The sequence below is a fragment of the Nocardia sp. NPDC052001 genome (assembly GCF_040680615.1).
Taxonomy (GTDB): Bacteria; Actinomycetota; Actinomycetes; order Mycobacteriales; family Mycobacteriaceae; genus Nocardia.
Genome location: NZ_JBFAXC010000001.1, coordinates 891,430 through 908,977, shown reverse-complemented (window position 1 = coordinate 908,977; position 17,548 = coordinate 891,430). Strand labels below are relative to the sequence as shown.

At 67.1% G+C, this 17,548-nt stretch carries 15 protein-coding genes; 5 read left to right on the top strand and 10 right to left on the bottom strand.

Annotated elements, in window-relative coordinates:
• Window positions 1-36: 36 nt before the first annotated feature.
• From AB0L82_RS04295 to mqo, 4 genes are all read right to left on the bottom strand, one after another.
• Window positions 37-180 carry a hypothetical protein gene (locus tag AB0L82_RS04295; protein WP_364630808.1) on the bottom strand — a complete coding sequence of 48 codons (144 nt, stop codon included), beginning with the start codon at window positions 178-180 and terminating at the stop codon, window positions 37-39.
• A gap of 148 nt (window positions 181-328) precedes the next feature.
• Window positions 329-2,494, bottom strand: a complete 2,166-nt coding sequence (locus AB0L82_RS04290) for a magnesium chelatase subunit D family protein (protein WP_364630806.1) — start codon at window positions 2,492-2,494, stop codon at window positions 329-331.
• 180 nt (window positions 2,495-2,674) lie between these two features.
• Entirely contained in the window at window positions 2,675-3,127 is a 453-nt protein-coding gene (locus AB0L82_RS04285) for a GNAT family N-acetyltransferase (RefSeq protein WP_364630803.1), read from the bottom strand.
• 18 nt (window positions 3,128-3,145) lie between these two features.
• Window positions 3,146-4,672 carry a malate dehydrogenase (quinone) gene (gene mqo / locus AB0L82_RS04280; RefSeq protein ID WP_364630801.1) on the bottom strand — a complete coding sequence of 509 codons (1,527 nt, stop codon included), beginning with the start codon at window positions 4,670-4,672 and terminating at the stop codon, window positions 3,146-3,148.
• 173 nt (window positions 4,673-4,845) lie between these two features.
• Between mqo and AB0L82_RS04275 the strand changes: the two genes are divergently transcribed.
• Window positions 4,846-5,895, top strand: a complete 1,050-nt coding sequence (locus AB0L82_RS04275; protein WP_364630798.1) for an alpha/beta hydrolase — start codon at window positions 4,846-4,848, stop codon at window positions 5,893-5,895.
• 59 nt (window positions 5,896-5,954) lie between these two features.
• Here the strand turns inward: AB0L82_RS04275 and AB0L82_RS04270 are convergent, their stop codons facing one another.
• The 3 genes from AB0L82_RS04270 to map form a co-directional block, all read right to left on the bottom strand.
• Window positions 5,955-6,518 (bottom strand): alpha/beta hydrolase, encoded by a 564-nt coding sequence (locus AB0L82_RS04270; protein ID WP_364630795.1) that lies wholly within the window; start codon window positions 6,516-6,518, stop codon window positions 5,955-5,957.
• 389 nt (window positions 6,519-6,907) lie between these two features.
• Complete coding sequence (locus tag AB0L82_RS04265; protein WP_364630792.1) at window positions 6,908-8,497, bottom strand: cobyric acid synthase; 1,590 nt, start codon at window positions 8,495-8,497, stop codon at window positions 6,908-6,910.
• A 37-nt stretch (window positions 8,498-8,534) separates the two neighbouring features.
• Window positions 8,535-9,398, bottom strand: coding sequence for a type I methionyl aminopeptidase (gene map, locus AB0L82_RS04260; RefSeq protein WP_364630789.1), 864 nt, complete (start codon window positions 9,396-9,398; stop codon window positions 8,535-8,537).
• A 121-nt stretch (window positions 9,399-9,519) separates the two neighbouring features.
• On the opposite strand from map, the gene AB0L82_RS04255 reads away from it, so the two are divergent.
• Window positions 9,520-10,533 carry an LLM class flavin-dependent oxidoreductase gene (locus AB0L82_RS04255; RefSeq protein ID WP_364630786.1) on the top strand — a complete coding sequence of 338 codons (1,014 nt, stop codon included), beginning with the start codon at window positions 9,520-9,522 and terminating at the stop codon, window positions 10,531-10,533.
• Between the two features lie 21 nt (window positions 10,534-10,554).
• Here the strand turns inward: AB0L82_RS04255 and AB0L82_RS04250 are convergent, their stop codons facing one another.
• Window positions 10,555-12,150: a GMC oxidoreductase gene (locus AB0L82_RS04250; RefSeq protein WP_364630784.1), complete on the bottom strand. Its 1,596-nt coding sequence runs from the start codon at window positions 12,148-12,150 to the stop codon at window positions 10,555-10,557.
• A 46-nt stretch (window positions 12,151-12,196) separates the two neighbouring features.
• Window positions 12,197-13,741 (bottom strand): hypothetical protein, encoded by a 1,545-nt coding sequence (locus AB0L82_RS04245; RefSeq protein ID WP_364630781.1) that lies wholly within the window; start codon window positions 13,739-13,741, stop codon window positions 12,197-12,199.
• 93 nt (window positions 13,742-13,834) lie between these two features.
• On the opposite strand from AB0L82_RS04245, the gene AB0L82_RS04240 reads away from it, so the two are divergent.
• A complete protein-coding gene (locus tag AB0L82_RS04240; protein WP_364630779.1) occupies window positions 13,835-14,503 on the top strand; it encodes a TetR family transcriptional regulator in 669 nt (222 codons plus the stop codon).
• Window positions 14,504-14,575: 72 nt separating this feature from the next.
• A complete protein-coding gene (locus AB0L82_RS04235) occupies window positions 14,576-15,568 on the top strand; it encodes a hypothetical protein (RefSeq protein WP_364630776.1) in 993 nt (330 codons plus the stop codon).
• A 36-nt stretch (window positions 15,569-15,604) separates the two neighbouring features.
• Here AB0L82_RS04235 and AB0L82_RS04230 read toward each other — a convergent pair whose 3' ends face one another.
• Window positions 15,605-16,330: a GntR family transcriptional regulator gene (locus AB0L82_RS04230; protein ID WP_364630773.1), complete on the bottom strand. Its 726-nt coding sequence runs from the start codon at window positions 16,328-16,330 to the stop codon at window positions 15,605-15,607.
• Window positions 16,331-16,428: 98 nt separating this feature from the next.
• On the opposite strand from AB0L82_RS04230, the gene AB0L82_RS04225 reads away from it, so the two are divergent.
• Window positions 16,429-17,544: a TIGR03364 family FAD-dependent oxidoreductase gene (locus AB0L82_RS04225; protein ID WP_364630770.1), complete on the top strand. Its 1,116-nt coding sequence runs from the start codon at window positions 16,429-16,431 to the stop codon at window positions 17,542-17,544.
• Window positions 17,545-17,548: the final 4 nt, after the last annotated feature.

Sequence of the window (17,548 nt, the reverse complement as noted above, 5' to 3'; positions counted from 1 at the left end):
CACATGCCCGGCGCGAGTCCGCCGCCGGGCGCGCGATCAGCTCAGCGCGTGCGCGATCGCCACCGCGATCCGCCGGAGCCCGCCGAAGAGCAGATAAACCACTCCCTCCGCGGCGACATCGGCGACCTCGGCCTCGACGCCGGTGCGCTCGGTCTTCTTCTTCCGGCGAAATCCACGCATATCGGTACGACGAACAATGCCGGCGGGAGGTTCCCGCACACGTTCGCGACTCAACGAGCCGCGGGCGTGCAGCGGGGTGCGATCCGGGCCGCACGATCACCCGGCAGGCAGCGCGCCCGCTTGTCGGGCGACACCGGTGATCGAATGGTCAGGCGGCGCGGGTGGCCCGGACCGCGCCCGCCACCGAGTCACCGGTGAGTTCGGAGAGTTGCAGGTAGCCCGCGCGGAGATCGCGAGCGAGGTCGCGAGCCAGGCCGAGGCGGATCATGCCGCGTTCGCAATCGATGACCATGGCGGTGACCGATTCGTTGGCCAGCAGACGGGCGGCGGTGCGGGCGCGCGGGACCGGGGTCGGGCCGCCGGTGGCGCGGCCGTCGGTGAGCATGACGAGCATGGGACGGCGGTGCGGGTCGCGAACGTGTTCGCGGTGAATGACCTCGCGGGCCTTCAGGAGTCCCTGGGCGAGTGGGGTTTTGCCGCCGGTGCGCATATCGGCCAGGCGGCGCACGGCGATATCGACCGAGGAGGTCGGCGGGAGCACGAGTTCGGCGTCCGCACCCCGGACGGTGATCACGGCGACCTTGTCGCGGCGCTGGTAGGCGTCGCGGAGCAGGGCCACCACAGCGCCGGTGACCGCGGCCAGACGGTCACGCGAGGCCATCGAGCCCGAGGCGTCGACGACGAAGACGACCAGATTGCCTTCGCGGCCTTCGCGATACGCGCCGCGCAGATCGCCGGGGGCGAATTCGATCGGGCCGGAAATACGGCCGCGAGCGCGCTGATGTGGGGCGGCGGCGAAAATGGTGCCGAGCAGGTGCAGGCCGGTACCGGTTTCGGGGGTGGCGCGCACGACTCGGCCCTGGCGGGTGCGGGCGCGGGAACGGCGGCCGGGCGCGCCCTCGCCCACGCCGGGGACCTCCCAGCGCGGGGGTTTGGCAATCGAACCGGCCGGGGTGGCGGAGCGGCCCTCGCGGGCGGATGCCTTGCCGCCGTTCGGTTTCCGATTGGACTCGGTGGCATCGGCGTCGCGCCCGGTAGGATCGTCGAGCGGCCCATCCGGAAGCGCGTCGTCCGATCCGTCCGGCAGCATCCCGTCCTGTGATGCGTCGAGCGAATCCTGTTGCGCGCCATCGGGTGCCGGTCGCGCCGGATCCGCATTCGCGTCAGGCCCGGTGTTCGCGCCCTGAGCCGAATCCGCTTCACTCAAGGGCGAATTCGGGTCCTCCACGCCACCGTCGGGATCATCATCCGGGTCGAGGTCCTGCGGCTCCGCATCCTGCGAAGCCGCTTCACCTTTTCCCAGGTCGTCACCGGCGCGAGCCGCTTCCTCAGCCGCTTTGGCCATGGCGTCGTCGAGTTGTTCCTCGCTGATGCCCGGTTCATCGAATGGATCGCGCCGACGGCGATGCGGCAGTGCGAGTTCGGCGGCGATGCGCACATCGGCCTCGGTGACCGCGTCACCGCCGCGCCAGGCGGCGTGTGCGGTGGCGGTGCGGGCGACGACCAGGTCCGCGCGCATACCGTCCACATCGAAGGTGGCGCAGAGCGCGGCGATTCGGCGCAGTTCCACATTGTCGAGCGCGATGGCGGGGAGCCGATCGCGCGCGGTCAGAATGCGTTCGGCCACTTCACGATCGGCGGGCGCGTAGTCCGCGGCGAATCCGGCCGGATCGGCCTCGTAGTCGAGGCGGCGGCGCACCACCGCCATACGGGTGTCCACATCGCGCGAGGCGACGACGTCCACGGTGAGGCCGAAGCGGTCCAGCAGCTGCGGCCGGAGTTCGCCCTCCTCGGGATTCATGGTGCCCACGAGCACGAATCGCGCCGGATGCGAATGCGAGACGCCGTCGCGTTCGATGTGCACGCGGCCCATGGCGGCGGCGTCGAGCAGTACATCGACCAGATGGTCGTGCAGCAGGTTCACCTCGTCGACGTAGAGCACGCCGTGATGCGCCGCGGCCAGCAGACCGGGCTTGAACGCCTGTTCGCCATCGCGCAGCACCCGCTCCAGGTCCAGCGAGCCGACCACGCGGTCCTCGGTGGCCCCCACGGGCAACTCCACCAGCCGAGCGGGACGTGCCCCACTCTCATCCACCACCGGCGGCAGCAATTGCGCCAGCGCGCGCACCACGGTCGATTTCGCGGTCCCCTTCTCGCCGCGCACCAGCACACCGCCGATACCGGGGTGCACCGCGCAGAGAATCAATCCCAGCTGCAGCCGTTCCTGCCCGACGACCGCCGAGAACGGAAAGCCTGCCTCGATATCGGAGGCCGCACGCTTGGATTCGGTATACACCGCAGAGGAAACCGCCACACCCCAACTCTATGCGCGCACCACATCGAACCGGCTATGACCCCGCACTCACCAGCGGTCCCGCCCGGTCACACCCCCGGTCGCCAGGCTCGATTGCCGTGCCGCCGCCGATCACCGCACCCCGGGCCGGCCTATAGAAAAACAGCCCCGCAACCGAAATCGGTTGCGGGGCTTGAAGTCTCAGCCTCGGCGCATGGGGATGTGCGGGATGCCGTCTTCGATGTACTCTTCGCCGTCGATCTTGAAGCCGTGCTTGGTGTACATATCGACCAGGTAGGTCTGGGCGTTCAGGCGAACCGTCGCGCCCGATCCCGCTTCGGCGAGGGCCGCCTGCAGCACGCGGGTGGTGTAGCCGTGCCCGCGGGCCGCCGGGGTGGTGCACAGGCGGCCGATGCGGAAGGACTTCACGCCGTCGTCATGCTCTTCGAGCAGTCGGAGGGTGCAGATGACATCACCCTCGTCGTCGAGCCAGAAGTGCCGGGTTTCCGGACCGAGGTCGAGACCGTCGAGTTCGGGATAGGCGCACTTCTGCTCGACGACGAAAACCTCCACGCGAAGTTTCAACAGCTTGTACAGAGTCGAGGTGTCCAGATCCTGGGCCCACGACCTTTTGAGAGCAACCGTTGACATCATCGATTGTTGCTATCACACCTAGGCGTGAGAAGCGACCCCGGAGTGGTTCGGCGTGTTCGCGTCGGCCAGGTGCAGAGCCTTCTGCGACCACTCCCAGACCTCGGAGAACAGCGCCTGATTCTCGGACAGCTTGACCCCGAGCGAGGGCACCATTTCCTTGAGTTTCGGCTCCCACGAACCGAATTCACGCGGGAAGCAGCGCTTCATCACATCGAGCATGGCGCTCACACAGGTCGACGCGCCCGGCGAGGCGCCGAGCAGACCGGCGATGGTGCCGTCCTCGGCCGCGACGACCGCGGTGCCGAGCTCGAGCACACCGCCCGCGCCCTTGCGGCGAATCACCTGTACGCGCTGACCGGCGATGATCAGATCCCAGTCGTGGCCGTCGGCGCGCGGCAGGAACTCCGCCATCGCGTCCACACGACCGGCCTGGGACTTGAGCAGCTCGCCCACCAGGTAGTTGACCAGGCTCAGTTCGGTGACGCCGACGCCGAGCATGGAGAACAGGTTGTTCGGCTTCACCGACTTGAACAGATCGGTGTTCTTGCCGTCCTTGAGGAACTTGGGCGTCCAGCCCGCGTACGGGCCGAACAGCAGTCCGCGCTCACCGTTGATGACGCGAGTGTCCAAGTGCGGCACCGACATCGGCGGCGCGCCGACCGAAGCCTGGCCGTACACCTTGGCCTCGTGCTGGGCGATCAGGGCCGGATTCTTGCAGCGCAGGAACAGACCCGACACCGGGAAGCCACCGAAACCGGAGATCTCCTTGATGCCCGACTTCTGCAGCAGCGGCAGTGCACCGCCGCCCGCGCCGACGAAGACGAACTTGGCGTGGATGACGCGGGTCTTACCGGTGCGCAGGTTGCGGACCTTGACCAGCCATGAGCCGTCGGACTGCTTGGTGAGGTTCTTCACCTCGTGCCCGAAGGCGATATCCGCACCGGACTTGCCGAGGTACGCCAGCAGTTCCTTGGTGAGCTCACCGAAGTCGATATCGGTGCCGTAATCGGTCCAGTTCAGCGCGACCGGATCGGAGAAATCGCGACCCTTGGACATCAGCGGTAGTCGCCGCGCGAACTCGTCCTTGTCGTTGATGTACTCCATGCCCTCGAACAGCGGATGCCGCGACAGCGCCTCCTGGCGCTTACGCAGGTATTCCACGCCGTCCGCGCCGTGCGTGAAGCTCACGTGCGGGATGGGGTTGATGAAGTTCGAGGGATTGGCCAGGATGCCGTTCTCGACCGCATGCGACCAGAACTGGCGCGACACCTGGAAGCGCTCGTTGATATCGATGGCCTTGGCGATCTCCACCGAGCCGTCGGCGTTCTGCGGCGTGTAGTTCAGCTCGCAGAGGGCGGAGTGACCGGTGCCCGCGTTGTTCCACGGATCGCTGGACTCCGCGGCGGCGGCATCGAGACGCTCGAAGAGCGAGATCGACCAGTCCGGCTGCACCTGTCGAAGCAGTGCGCCGAGGGTGGCACTCATGATGCCTGCGCCGATGAGGACTACATCGGTCTTTTCAATCGTGGCAGCATTGTTCGACACGGCGTTGATCGACTTCCTTGTCTGTGTAGGGCAACCCAGCGGCAGTTAGGTTACCCGTCGTTCACCTAACTTCGATTGTGCCCCTGGACACGCCGAAATCAGGCAGCGAAAAGACCGAATGTGAGAGATACCTCCACGCTCATTTTTCACCTTCGCCGTTTACATTGGGCCATGTGACCTCTGATACGTCATCCACCGCAACCACGTCCGCATCGACCGGCGCGGCGGGCGTTTGGCAGCCCGACGTGCTCGGATCCGATTATCAGCAGCTGACTCTGGCGCTCGGGCCGGACCCGGACGGGCAGGGCGACGCCTTCGCCACGCTGATCCGCTACTCGCCCGCGTCCGCGCCGGCCGCCGGCAGCGCCGTGCTGTACGTGCACGGGTTCACCGACTACTTCTTCCAGGAGCACCTCGCCGAGCACATGGCGGCGCAGGGCATCGCGTTCTACGCGCTGGATCTGCGCAAGTGCGGGCGCTCCACCCGGGACGGGCAGACGCCGCACTATGTGACCGATCTCGCGCTGTACGACGTGGAGCTGAACCGGTCCCTGAAGATCATTCGCGAGGAGACCGGGCTGCCGGTGCTCGTGATGGGGCATTCGACCGGCGGACTGGTCACCTCGCTATGGCTGAACCGGCTCAACGCGGCGGGCGGGTCTCGCGCACAGGGGATTTCGGGGCTGGTGCTGAACAGCCCGTGGTTCGATCTGCAGGGGCCGTCGTACTACCGCAGCCCGCTGAGCAATGCGGTATTGCAGGGGGTCGGGCGGTTGAGCGCGCTGACCGCGCTGCCGCTGGGCAAGGCGACCACCTACGGAGACAGCCTGCACAACACCGTCTCCGGGGAATGGGATTACAACCTGGACTGGAAGCCGTTGAGCGGCTTCGCCGTTCACGCGGGCTGGCTGCGGGCGATCCGGCGCGGGCATGCCCGGGTGCATCGCGGGCTCGATATCGGGGTGCCCGCGCTGGTGCTGCGCTCCAAGATGACCAAGTTCATGGCCAAGTACGGCCCGGCCGCCGATGTCTCGGACGTGGTGCTGGATGTGAAGCAGATTCAGCGCTGGGCGGGTTGCCTGGGCGATCGCACCAATATCGTGCCGATCGAAGGCGCGCGTCACGACGTGTTCCTGTCCTCGGAACAGCCGCGCACCCAGGCGTTCGCGGAGTTGGATTCCTGGCTGACGTGGCTGGCGGAGTCGCCGCAGGCGAAGGCATAGGGCCCGGAAAAGCTATCGACCTCGCACTCGATTCGGTGCGAGGTCGATAGCGGGTCGGGTCACCAGAAGCTGGTGCGGAGCACGATCTCCGTGGCGAGTTCGTGGCCCGCTTCGGTGGCGACGTCGGCGACATCGACCGGGACGAGGCGGAATTCGCCGTAGACGTAGCGGCCGGAGGCTTCGGCGGCCGCGCGGGGCAGGCGTTTGGTGGCCAGCAGGGTGGTGGGGATTTCCACCGGGGGGCAGGTGGCGTCCGCGATGGCCCCGTCCGCGCCGGGGGCGGCCGGATGACCGCTGCCCGCGGCGATGAGGCTCATGAAGCGGCCGAAGCCGCGTGCGGCCAGCTGCCAGGCCAGATCCGCGCCGGTGCCCGCACCGACCAGATTCGCCCACGGCACCTTCAGTTCGTCGAGGATGCCGAAGACCGCCGTGTTATCGAGCCCGTCCGCGGGCTCGATCACGATGGTGCGCAGGTCCGAGGTCTGCAATCGCTCACAGACCTGGTCATATACATCGGCCGGATCGCCCGCATCGGGAAGTAGGAGCACGTGGTGGCGGGATTCGGAGCCTCCGACCCGCACGGCCCATACGCGGTCACCGACCGTGATCCGCCGAGATTCCATATCGAGTCACGCTACACGGCGCGCAAACGCTCCGAACGCGTGTCGCCCGGATTCCTGTGAGCGCGGTCACCACACCGTCGATGGAACCGCGCCGATTTCCCCGAATCCGGACCGCCCGAGTGGCACAGACCACTGATTCGCCTGTCGGGCAAGCCTTCCCACGTGTCCCCCGCCACCCGAAGCCCGGCCGAACGTCACATGTGCCGTGCGACACCGATCCCAGACCGGGGAAGGCCGGGACCATCACCGAATGACCCGCGCCGCGCGGAAACTCGGGCCGGGCTCTGGATCGAGAGTTCTCCGCGCGCGGCCGATCACACCGCTCTCCCGTGCGGTGATCGAGGATTAACACGCGGTACGCACCAGCCGACCGCACGAGTCGGAGATATTCAGCGGCTGACCGTGAGGGTTGGGAGGTCAGGGGGTGCGCCCCCGTCGATGAGGCGTTCCAGGGCCGGAAGGTCGAGGTATTTCTCCATGAGGTCGGCGAGTAAGTCGAGTTGGGTGGCTCGGACCTCGGCGACCGAGACATTCTCGGCGACAACGAAATCGGCGGCGGAGTAGGATGCGACGTCACGGAGGAAGGCGCGGCGGAATTCGTCGGATTCGAGTGCGCCGTGCAGGTGGGTGCCCCGGATCGCCCCGCGCACACTGCCTTCGGGGACGCCATCCAGAACGAGCCAGGGCCGGTCGCCGTTGTGGCGCACGCGACCGTGGTGAATCTCGTAGCCGTGCACCGGAATTCCGGCGCTCTCCGCGATGGGCCGGACGTCCGGCGTGGTGATATTCGCATCGTCCACGCCGCTGTCCGTGATGTCGTAACCGGGGGTGTGACCCGCGCTGCGGCGCAGGATCTTCGGGTCGGCGAATTCGATTTCCAGGTCGAGCAGGCCGAGGCCCTCGACGGTGCCCGCCGCGGATTCGACGCGGTCGTCGATGGTGCGGGCGAGCATTTGGTAGCCGCCGCAGATGCCCAGGATGGGGCCGCCGCGGACCGCTCGCTCCTGGAGGGCGGCGGCTATTCCGGTGCGGCGCAACCATTCCAGATCTCCGACGGTGGATTTGCTGCCGGGCAGCACCACCAGATCGGCTCCGGCGAGGCGGGACGGGTCGGTGACCCAGCGGACGGAGACGCCCGGTTCGCAGGCGAGGGCTTCCACGTCGGTGGAGTTGGAGATCCGAGGTAGGCGGATGGCGGCGACGGTGAGCCAGTCCCTGCCCAGCGGGGGCTGGGAGCGGCCTACGGGGGCGTCCGCGATGGTGCCGAGAGAGTCCTCGGCATCGATCCAGAGGTCTTCGGCGAAGGGAATGACGCCGAGGGTGGGGCGGCCGGTCAGGTCGGTGAGCTGATCCAGGCCGGGGCGGAGCAGGTCGACGTCGCCGCGGAACTTATTGATGATGTAGCCCGAGATGAGTTGCTGGTCTTCGGGTTCCAGGATGGCGACGGTGCCGAAGAGGTGGGCGAGCACGCCGCCGCGATCGATATCGCCGACCAGCAGGACCGGGAGGTCCGCGGCTCGGGCCAGGCCCATGTTCGCGAGATCGGTTGCGCGCAGATTGATTTCGGCGGGTGAGCCCGCCCCCTCGCAGATGACCACGTCGAATTCGGCGCGCAGCGACGCCAATTCCTCGGCGACGATGGCGCGCAATTCGGTGCGATGCCGGAAGTAATCCTTCGCACCCACGGTGTCGATTGCCTTGCCGCGCACCACGAGTTGTGAGCGGCGGTCACTGCCGGGCTTGAGCAGCACCGGATTGAAGCGCACGCTCGGTTCCAGCCCGCAGGCGCGCGCCTGCAAGGCCTGGGCACGCCCGATCTCCCCGCCGTCCAGCGTGACGACGGAGTTGTTCGACATGTTCTGCGCCTTGAACGGCGCGACCCGCACCCCGCGCCGGGCCAGCATGCGGCAGAGCCCGGCCACGACAACGCTTTTCCCGGCGTCCGAGGTGGTGCCCGCGATCAGCAGTGCGCCCTTCACGCGCGCTGCCCGATCACGAACCCGGCGGCGGCCGAACTCACGGCAGGGTGAGGATTTCAGCGCCGTTCTCGTTGACGACCAGGGTGTGCTCGAACTGGGCCGTCCACTTGCGGTCCTTGGTGACCACGGTCCAGCCGTCGGGCCAGATCTCGTAGTCGATGCCGCCGAGGTTGATCATGGGTTCGATGGTGAAGGTCATGCCGGTTTCGATTTCGGCTTCGACGGCGGGCTGGTCGTAATGCAGGATCACCAGGCCGCTGTGGAAGGTGGGGCCGACGCCGTGGCCGGTGAAGTCCCGCACCACGCCGTAGCCGAAGCGGTTGGCGTAGGACTCGATGACACGGCCGATGACATTGAGCGCCCGGCCCGGCTTGACGGCCTTGATGGCGCGTAGCGTGGCCTCTTCGGTGCGCTCGACGAGCAGCCGCACCTCTTCGTCGACATCGCCCGCGAGGTAGGTCTTGTTGGTGTCGCCGTGTACGCCGCCGATGAACGCGGTGACGTCGATATTGACGATGTCACCGTCCTCGATGACGGTGGAGTCCGGAATGCCGTGGCAGATGACCTCATTGAGCGAGGTGCAGCAGGACTTGGGGAAGCCCTTGTAGCCCAGCGTCGACGGGTAGGCGCCATTGTCGATCAGGTATTCGTGCACGATGCGGTCGAGCTCATCGGTGGTGACGCCGGGGGCGACCGCCTTGCCCGCCTCTTCCAGGGCCTGTGCGGCGAGCTTGCTCGCGATGCGCATGGCCTCGATGGTTTCGGGCGTCTGCACCCAGGGCTCGTTGCCCTCCTTGGCCGTCTTCTTCCAGACGTACTCGGGCCGCTCGATGGACTTGGGCACCTCACGAATGGGCGATTGGGTGCCGGGAACGAGGGGTTGGCGGGTGCGCACTGACATGAGAACAAGACTATCCGGCCGATGCGGGCGACTCTCCCCGAGCTGCGCGGAATGTTTCCGGACTACGGTCCGTTTAAGCTCACAGGTTGACTTGGAAACAACATTGGAAGGTGCGTACGCCGTGGAACTGGGACTGACGACATTCGCCGAGACGCACCCCGTCGGCGGGGACGGCCCGGTGCCGACCGCGGGCGAACGACTGCGCCAGGTGGTCGAGGAGGCCGTGGTCACCGAACAGGCCGGACTCGATGTGTACGGCGTGGGCGAACACCACCGCAAGGATTTCGCGGCCTCCTCCCCCGCCGTGGTGCTGGCCGCCATCGCCTCGCGCACCGAGCGCATCCAGCTCACCAGTGCGGTGACGGTGCTCAGCTCGGCCGATCCGGTGCGGGCCTATCAGGACTTCTCCACCCTGGACGGATTGTCCAACGGCCGAGCCGAACTCATGGCGGGCCGCGGCTCGTTCATCGAATCGTTCCCACTGTTCGGCTACGACCTGTCCGACTACGACGAACTCTTCGAGGAGAAGCTGGCACTGCTGCTGAAGATCCGCGAGGAGGGCCCGGTCACCTGGGAGGGCAATTTCCGCGCTCCGCTGACCGACGCCATCGTGTACCCGCGCACCGAGAACCGGCCGCTGCCGGTCTGGATCGCCGTCGGCGGCAGTCCCGAATCCGTGGTCCGCGCAGGGCTTTTGGGCCTGCCGCTGGCCATCGCGATCATCGGCGGCCAGCCCGCGCGTTTCAAGCCGCTGGTGGAGCTGTACCACAAGGCCCTGGAGCAGGGCGGCCATGAGAAGCAGCCGGTGGCGGTGCACGCGCACGGCTATGTCGCGGAAACCGATGAGCAGGCGGTCGCGGACTTCTACGCCCCCTACGCCCGCGCCATGTCCGGTATCGGCCGCGAACGCGGCTGGGGCCCGATGACCCGCGAGCAGTTCGCGGCGCTGCGCTCGCAGAGCGGTTCCCTGTTCGTGGGCACCCCCGACTACGTGGCGGGCAAGATCGCCAAGGTCCGCGACGATCTCGGCCTGGACCGCTTCATGCTGCACACCAGCGTGGGCACCCTGCCGCATGACAAGGTGCTGCGCAATATCGAACTGCTCGGCGAGAAGGTGGCCCCGCAGGTGCGCTGAGCGCACTCCACCTGTCCCGCTTCAGATCACCGTGCCGACGTCCTGGGCGACCAGGGCGTCGAGCGCGCGTTCGGCCACGGCCGCGATGGTCAGGGAAGGGTTGCAGGCGGCGGTATTGCCGGGCATGAGGGCACCGTCCAGGACGTAGAGGCCGCGCTGGCCGAGGACTCTGCCGTTCAGGTCGCAGACGGTGCCCATGGACGCGCCGCCGAGAGGGTGCCAGGTGGAGGGGAATGCGGCATTGGTGTCGGTGAGAGTGCTTGCGGGGCCTGCGATTCGGCGGGTGGTGGGGCCGATGTGGTTGTCCTGGATGAAGGCATCGCCGTCGGCGGGCCAATGCAGGGTGGCGTCATCGGTGGCGGAGTCGTAGGTGAAGTGGCCCCGGCCGTCACTGACGCCGTAGCCGACCATCATGGTGCTCTTCGGGTCCATGGGCAGCGGTGGGATGGAAGCCTGGATGACGGTGTGGGCGGTGTGCGGGTCGTCCCAGTTGAGTGAGCCGTAGACGACCGGACCGCCCTGTGCGGTACCGAAATTCGCGTTGGGATCGGTCCAGATGTAGATGCGGTCGGCGTTGGTGCCCCAGCCTTGGCCCAGCGCCTCGGGGAGGTCGGGAATGTGCCCCTTCGCGCCCGCGCGCATGAGGAGTCCGGTGGTGTTGAGGCTGCCCGCCGACAGCACCAGGGCGGGGGTGGTGATGAGTTTGTCGGCGATGACGGTTCCGGTGGTGTCGAGCTGTTGGACGTGCAGGGCCCAGCGGCCGTCGGGGGCGCGTTCGATATCCGAAACCTGGTGCAGGGTTTGAATGTTCACGCGGCCGGTGGCCTCGGCGGCGGCCAGGTAGGTGACGTCGACCGAATGTTTGCCGCCATTGTTGACGCCCATCGCGCCGTCGCCGTTGGTGTAGGACGGTTTCATATCACCGCGTAGTTCGGCGAGGGCGTAGTTCCAGTCGATGGGCATGGGGATCTTGGCGAGCGGCAGCCCCGCCTGCCGGACCCGATCGGCGAAATAGCGGGCGGCGGCGTAATTGGGGCTGTCGACGAGCTCATCGGGTGCGACCGCGAGGCCCAGCATGCGGGCCGCGCGCGGATAGTGCACGCGATTCATGGTCGCCCAGTCCAATTGCTCCGGGAAATGGGTGTTGAACACCGCTTCCGTGGGCTGGAGTGACATGCCCTGGTAGATCAGCGATCCGCCGCCGAGACCGGCGGCGCACAGGGCGGTCATGTTCTCGCCGGGCACGGCTTCAACCAGTCCAGTGTACGGTTCGAAAACCATTGGCTTACCGAATAGTTCGGGACTGGAGCGGTACCACAGCATGCGCTTGTCCGGTGCGGACGCACGTGGGAAGGTCTCCGCGTTCGGCCCGGTGGGCCAGCGCATGCCGCGCTCGAGCAGCAGCACCTGAACGCCCGCCTCGGCCAGGCGCAGCGCGGTGACGCCGCCGCCGAAGCCCGAGCCGACGACCACGGCGCGATGTTCCTCGCGGGTCAGCGGGACGCTGTTGACACGAGCGGCTATGCCGTTGCGCGCGTTGACATTCCGGGAGCCGACGAGCATGGCTCCGGCGGCGGTTGCGCCGAGCAGCAGTGAGCGGCGCGAGAGTACGGGCATGCGAAACCTTCGAAAGGTGTGCGGAAAGTGTTGTGCCGCTTGGCGATCAGGAACCGATGGTGGAGTGCTGATCGGCGGGCGGGGTGTAGACGACCGGATCCAGTTCCAGCGCCAGGAAACCGTTATCGGCGCAGGTGGTCCAGAGCTGGTTGCCGCGCCATTCGGGCGCGGAGAAGCACCAGTCGGTGGACAGATCGCCGAGTGCGATCCTGCCGGTGCGCGCACTCTGCGCCTGCGACAGGTCGAACTGCCCGGCGATGACCGCCTGGGCGATGGTCGGCGCGGCGAGCAGCGGCGGGCCGATGATCGAGGCCAGCGCGTGCGGGGAGTTCCACAGTTCGGTGTTGTTCCCGGTGCGCGCGGGCGGGTTGTAGTAGGCGATCTCACGAATGTCGTGCGGGTCGCGGATATCGAAAACCCTTATGCCGGAGGAGGTCCAGCCGCAGGCCAGGGCGGTGGGATCGATCGGGCGATCGGCCGCGCAGTAGTGCGCGTCATAGCCGAACAGCGATCCGCCCGAGGCGGAGGCGAGCATGCTGTCCTGATTGACGAGCTGATTGATCTCGAGCTTGATGGAGTTGACGATGCGCGGATTGCGGTCATCGGAGATATCGATGAACTTCACCCCGCCGGACCCCGCCTCGTCGACGGTCAGCACATAGGGTGTGCCGCCGATGGTCACCGGGATATCGTGCTGGGTCGCCCAGCCGTCCGTCCAGGTCATCGAGGCCAATTGCGGCACTTGCGGATTGGGATCGCGGCGCTGCACCGCACTGATATCGAGCACGTTGAGTCCGCCGAAGTTATTGGCCAGGTACATGCGATTGCCATCGGCCGCGAAGCCGAAGCCGTGCATGGACAAGCCCTGCAATCCCTGCCACACCACATGCGGCGCGGCGGGATCGGAGATATCCACGGCGGACACCAAACCCGGTGCGACACCGGAACTCCAGTAGGTGTTGCCGTCCGGTGAGAACCCGCCCTCATGCGAGGTGACCGGGAGCGGCAGTCGCAGATCGGTGCCCGGCCCCGGATTGAGCAGCCGCGGATGCGCGCAATCGGAGATGTCGTAGATCGACAGCAGTCCCGCACCGGTCAGCGCGGGTACGCCCGCGCCGACCAGCAGTTTGCGAGTTTCGTTGACCTTCAGGCTTTCCCACGTCCCCGCCCGCATGGCGGGTTCGTCGAGATTGGCGGTCAGCACCGGATTCGCCGGATCGGAGACGTCGAGCACCTGCACGCCCTGGACCGGGCCGAGTAGATCGCCGGGGAAGAAGGTGCCGATGTAGGCGCAGTGGTCGAAGCTGACCGAGGTGATGCCGCCGCCCCGCCCGGGATAGTTGCCGAGCTGGCGAATATTGCAGCTGTAACCCTCGCGGCTGCGCCCGCTGTCGCGGTCGGCGGCGGGCACATCACCCTGCATTCCGGTCTCCGGATTCGAGCCGGGCCCGCAATTCGCCCGTACCACCGTGGAATTCATACCGGAGGACCCGGAGGGCCATTGGCCGGACGCCGCGCTGATGGGCAGCAGTGCGAGCACGGATCCCACGATGAGCGATCGCCGCAGCAGGGACCTGGGAAAAGAAGTCATGGGCACGCGCCCTCCACCATGAGGGCAGCCTTTCGTAATACGTTGAGGCACAGCCGGTAACCGGGTTACCAGTAACGAAGTTACCATGATGGGGTGGGTAAAGATCAAGAGCCGGACGCATATACGCGGATAATCGCCGTGGTCCTGGAACTGCTGGCCGAGAACGGCTACGACGGCGTGCAATTGCGCACCGTCGCGAGCCGCGCGCACGTCTCGCTCACCAAGGTCTACAAGCTCTTCCCCACCCGCGATGAGCTCATCGTGTCCGCGCTCGAACAGTGGATGACCGAGCACACCTACGCCGAGGTGGAACCCGTCACCCCCGGCGAATCGGTGCGCGATGCCATGACCCGCGTACTGCGCTGCGTTTTCGAGCCCTGGGAGAAGCACCCCACCATGCTCGAGGCCTACCACCACGCCCGCACGGCCCCCGGCGGCCATCGCCTGGACGTCCAGGGCGTCTCGGCCATCCTCCCCATCGCCGAGGCGGCGCTGCGCGGCCTGGACCAGTCCTACATCGAGGACATCGCGCTGATCCTGCCCAATATGGTGATGGCCCTGATCGCCCGATTCGCCGGCGGCACACTGGAAATCACCGCCATCCTGCCCATCCTCGAACGCACCGTCTACCGCCTCACCGCCGATAACGAATCCGCCGCCACCACCCGATCAGCCGGCCCCACTCCCCAGCACCCCGCCCTCGCCAATATCACCAGCGCCCTCGGACAAATGGTGCCGCCCCGCGACCGGCCCGCACCGTAGGCGGTCATCGACTCCTCCCTGATCAGCGGGAATTCCGCCGGTTTGCCACGATTGGCGAGGGCGGGATACGGGATGGCGAATACACTGCGGCTCACCATCTGCTCACGGCTCCGGGAGGTCGCGCAGGGAATGAATCGTCTCGTAGGGGGGCTTTCCGGGATCGGCCACAAGATCAGCGCATCCCTCACCGAATTCACCAGCGGCTACGCCTATGCCGCCAAGGGAAAACTCGTCCCCCTCAGCAATGAGCTGCGCAATGCGGCCGAGCGCGTCCTCGCGACCGATGGCCGCCACACGCGATTCGATCTCGAGGAACTCGCGCGGCGTGGCCCCGACACCTGGACGCTTCCCGATCGCCTACCGCGAACGAGGTCGGGTGAGATCGTTCGCGGCGCCGATCTCGACGGCCAGAACCTGTGGTTCTGGAGCGGTGATGTCAGCAAGGATGTGCTGCACAACGCGGGCGACAAGATCTGGGGAGTGTCGTATCCCCTTGCGAAAGAGGACATCCCGTATCTGCGGAATCTCGCGAAGCATCACGAGGGCTCGATCTATACCGAGTACGCCGGAACGAAAAACATCGAACCCGTCTACGCGGCCTCCCCCTGGGCCGCGACCCGAGATAACCGGTCCCCGCTGTTCCTGCACGCCGAGGCCGACAGGAAGACCGGACTGTTCCACCTCAAGGGCGATGTTCAGCCCTACGGCACGACGAACCCGCATCTGAGCCGCAATGCCGGAGGCGAGACGATCGTCGTCGAGCCCGAAGCCTTCGCGAAGGTGGTCGCGAACGATCCCAGCGTGCGCCGGGCGCTGGCCGACCGCGGTCCGGACGACCCCATCGCCATGCTCAGCGGCGATCTGGGCAAGTCCGAGACGGCCGCACGATTCGCCGGGGCCCTACAGCGGGAGGACGGATTCGCGCGGGACATCTACTTCGCCAATGGAACGCAAATCGCTTGGCTCGCACGCCCTTCCGGCTGGTCGGGCTTGAGCGTGCAGTTGGCGAGCAAGGAACTGATCGGACAGTCCGCGGCGTGGACCCGCTATGCGCCCGGATCCTGACCACCGCGAAGCACGGGGCATCCCGCATGAACGGGGTCAGTCGGTGAGGGCGGCCTGGAAGGCGATGCGGTCGCCGCGGTAGAGGGAGCGGACCCGCTCGATCGGGGTGCCGTCGGTGTCGATGCTGCGGCGGTGCAGCAGGAGCATGGGTAGGGCGGTGGTGCATTCCAGGAGGGCGGCCTCGCGGGGGGAGGCCAGGACGGTTTCGATGCGTTCGGTGGCGGAGGCGTAGGCGACGCCCATCGAGCGAGTCGCGGCGTAGAGCGACGTCTCGGGGTTGTAGAAGTCGCGTAGCACGGCGAAACGGTCCAGTGGCATGAAAGTGCTTTCCAGGCCGATGCGTTCGCCGTCGGCGAGCAGGATGCGCTCCAGGTGCATGACCGGGGTGCCCACGGGCAGGGCCAGTTCCTGGGCGGTGTCGGCGTCGGCGGTGATATCGGTCCAGTCGACCAGCAGACGCCCCGGCGTGCGGCCGAATTTGAGGGCGCCCTCGGTGTAGGAGCGCAAGGTCAAGGGCTGCACCATTTTCGGGCGAGAGACCACGGTGCCGCGACCCTGGCGGCGAATCCTGCCCTCCACCAACAACTCTCGCACCGCCTGGCGGACGGTTTCACGGGCCACGCCGCAGCGCAGCGCGAGATCGCGTTCCGACGGCAGCGGATCGCCTTCATTGAGTTCGCCGAGCAGCGCTTCGAGTTCGGTGCGCACTCGGTACGACTTCGGTATACGGGCGCCCACCCCGGCAACGTCCGTTGTGTCCATGCCCATCAATGTACACAAGATTGGTCTATACCAATTGTTAACCTAGCGTTTGCACACGAAACACTCCTAGGTCTAGACCATTGGCCACCATGAGTCCCATGCGATTGGTCATCATCGGCGGAGGAATTCTCGGCACCGCCCACGCCCTCGCCGCGATCGGACGCGGCCACGAAGTCATCCAACTGGAACGCGAGGTGGAGGCGCGCGGCGCCACCGTCCGCAATTTCGGTTTGGTGTGGGTGTCCGGCCGCAGCGCGAACGAACTCGACATCACGCTGCGCTCGCGCCAGCTGTGGGAGGAGATCGGCGGTAAGGTGCCCGGCGTCGGATTCCGGCCCGCCGGATCGATGACGCTGGTGCGCACCGAGAACGAGCTCGCTGTGGCCGAGGCGGCCATGCGCAACCCGTCGGCCGCCGAACGCGGTTTCGAACTGCTCGATCCGGACGCGGTGCGCAAGGTCAACCCGGCCCTGCGCGGCAAATTCGTTGCCGGACTGCACTGTTCGAAGGACGGCGCGGTCGAGTCCCGGCAGGCGCTGCCCGCGCTGCGCCGCTATATGGAGGCCACCGGGCGCTACACCTTCTTCGGCGGCACCGAGGCGCGCGGCATCACCGGCACCACCGTGCTCGATGATCGCGGCCGCCGCCACGAGGGCGATCTGGTGATTTCCTGCCCGGGCGCGGCACATTCGGGTCTGACCCGCGAACTCGTCGGCGATATCCCGGTGCGGCGGGTGCGGTTGCAGATGATGCAGACCGCGCCACTGGGCGAACCGCTCACCACCGCCTTCGCCGACGGCGACAGCTTCCGCTACTACCCCGCCTTCCAGGGGCCGGAGCTCGATCGCCTCAATAACGAAGAGGCGCAACCGTTCACGGCCGCGCAGCACAAGATGCAGCTGCTGTGCGTACAGCGCCTGCACGGTGGGCTCACCATCGGTGACACCCACGAATACGACGAGCCGTTCAACTTCGATGTGGACGAGGCGCCGTACGAGCACCTGGTCACCGTCGCCGAGGAACTGCTCGGCCGCAAACTCCCGCAGGTGGTGCGGCGCTGGGCGGGCGTGTACAGCCAGTCCATCGATCCGGGCGCGATCGTGACCCGCGCGCAGGCCGCCGACAACGTCTGGGTGATCACCGGTCCGGGTGGCCGCGGTATGACGCTCGGCCCCGCGCTGGGCGAGGAAACCGCCGACCTGCTCAACCTCTGACTTT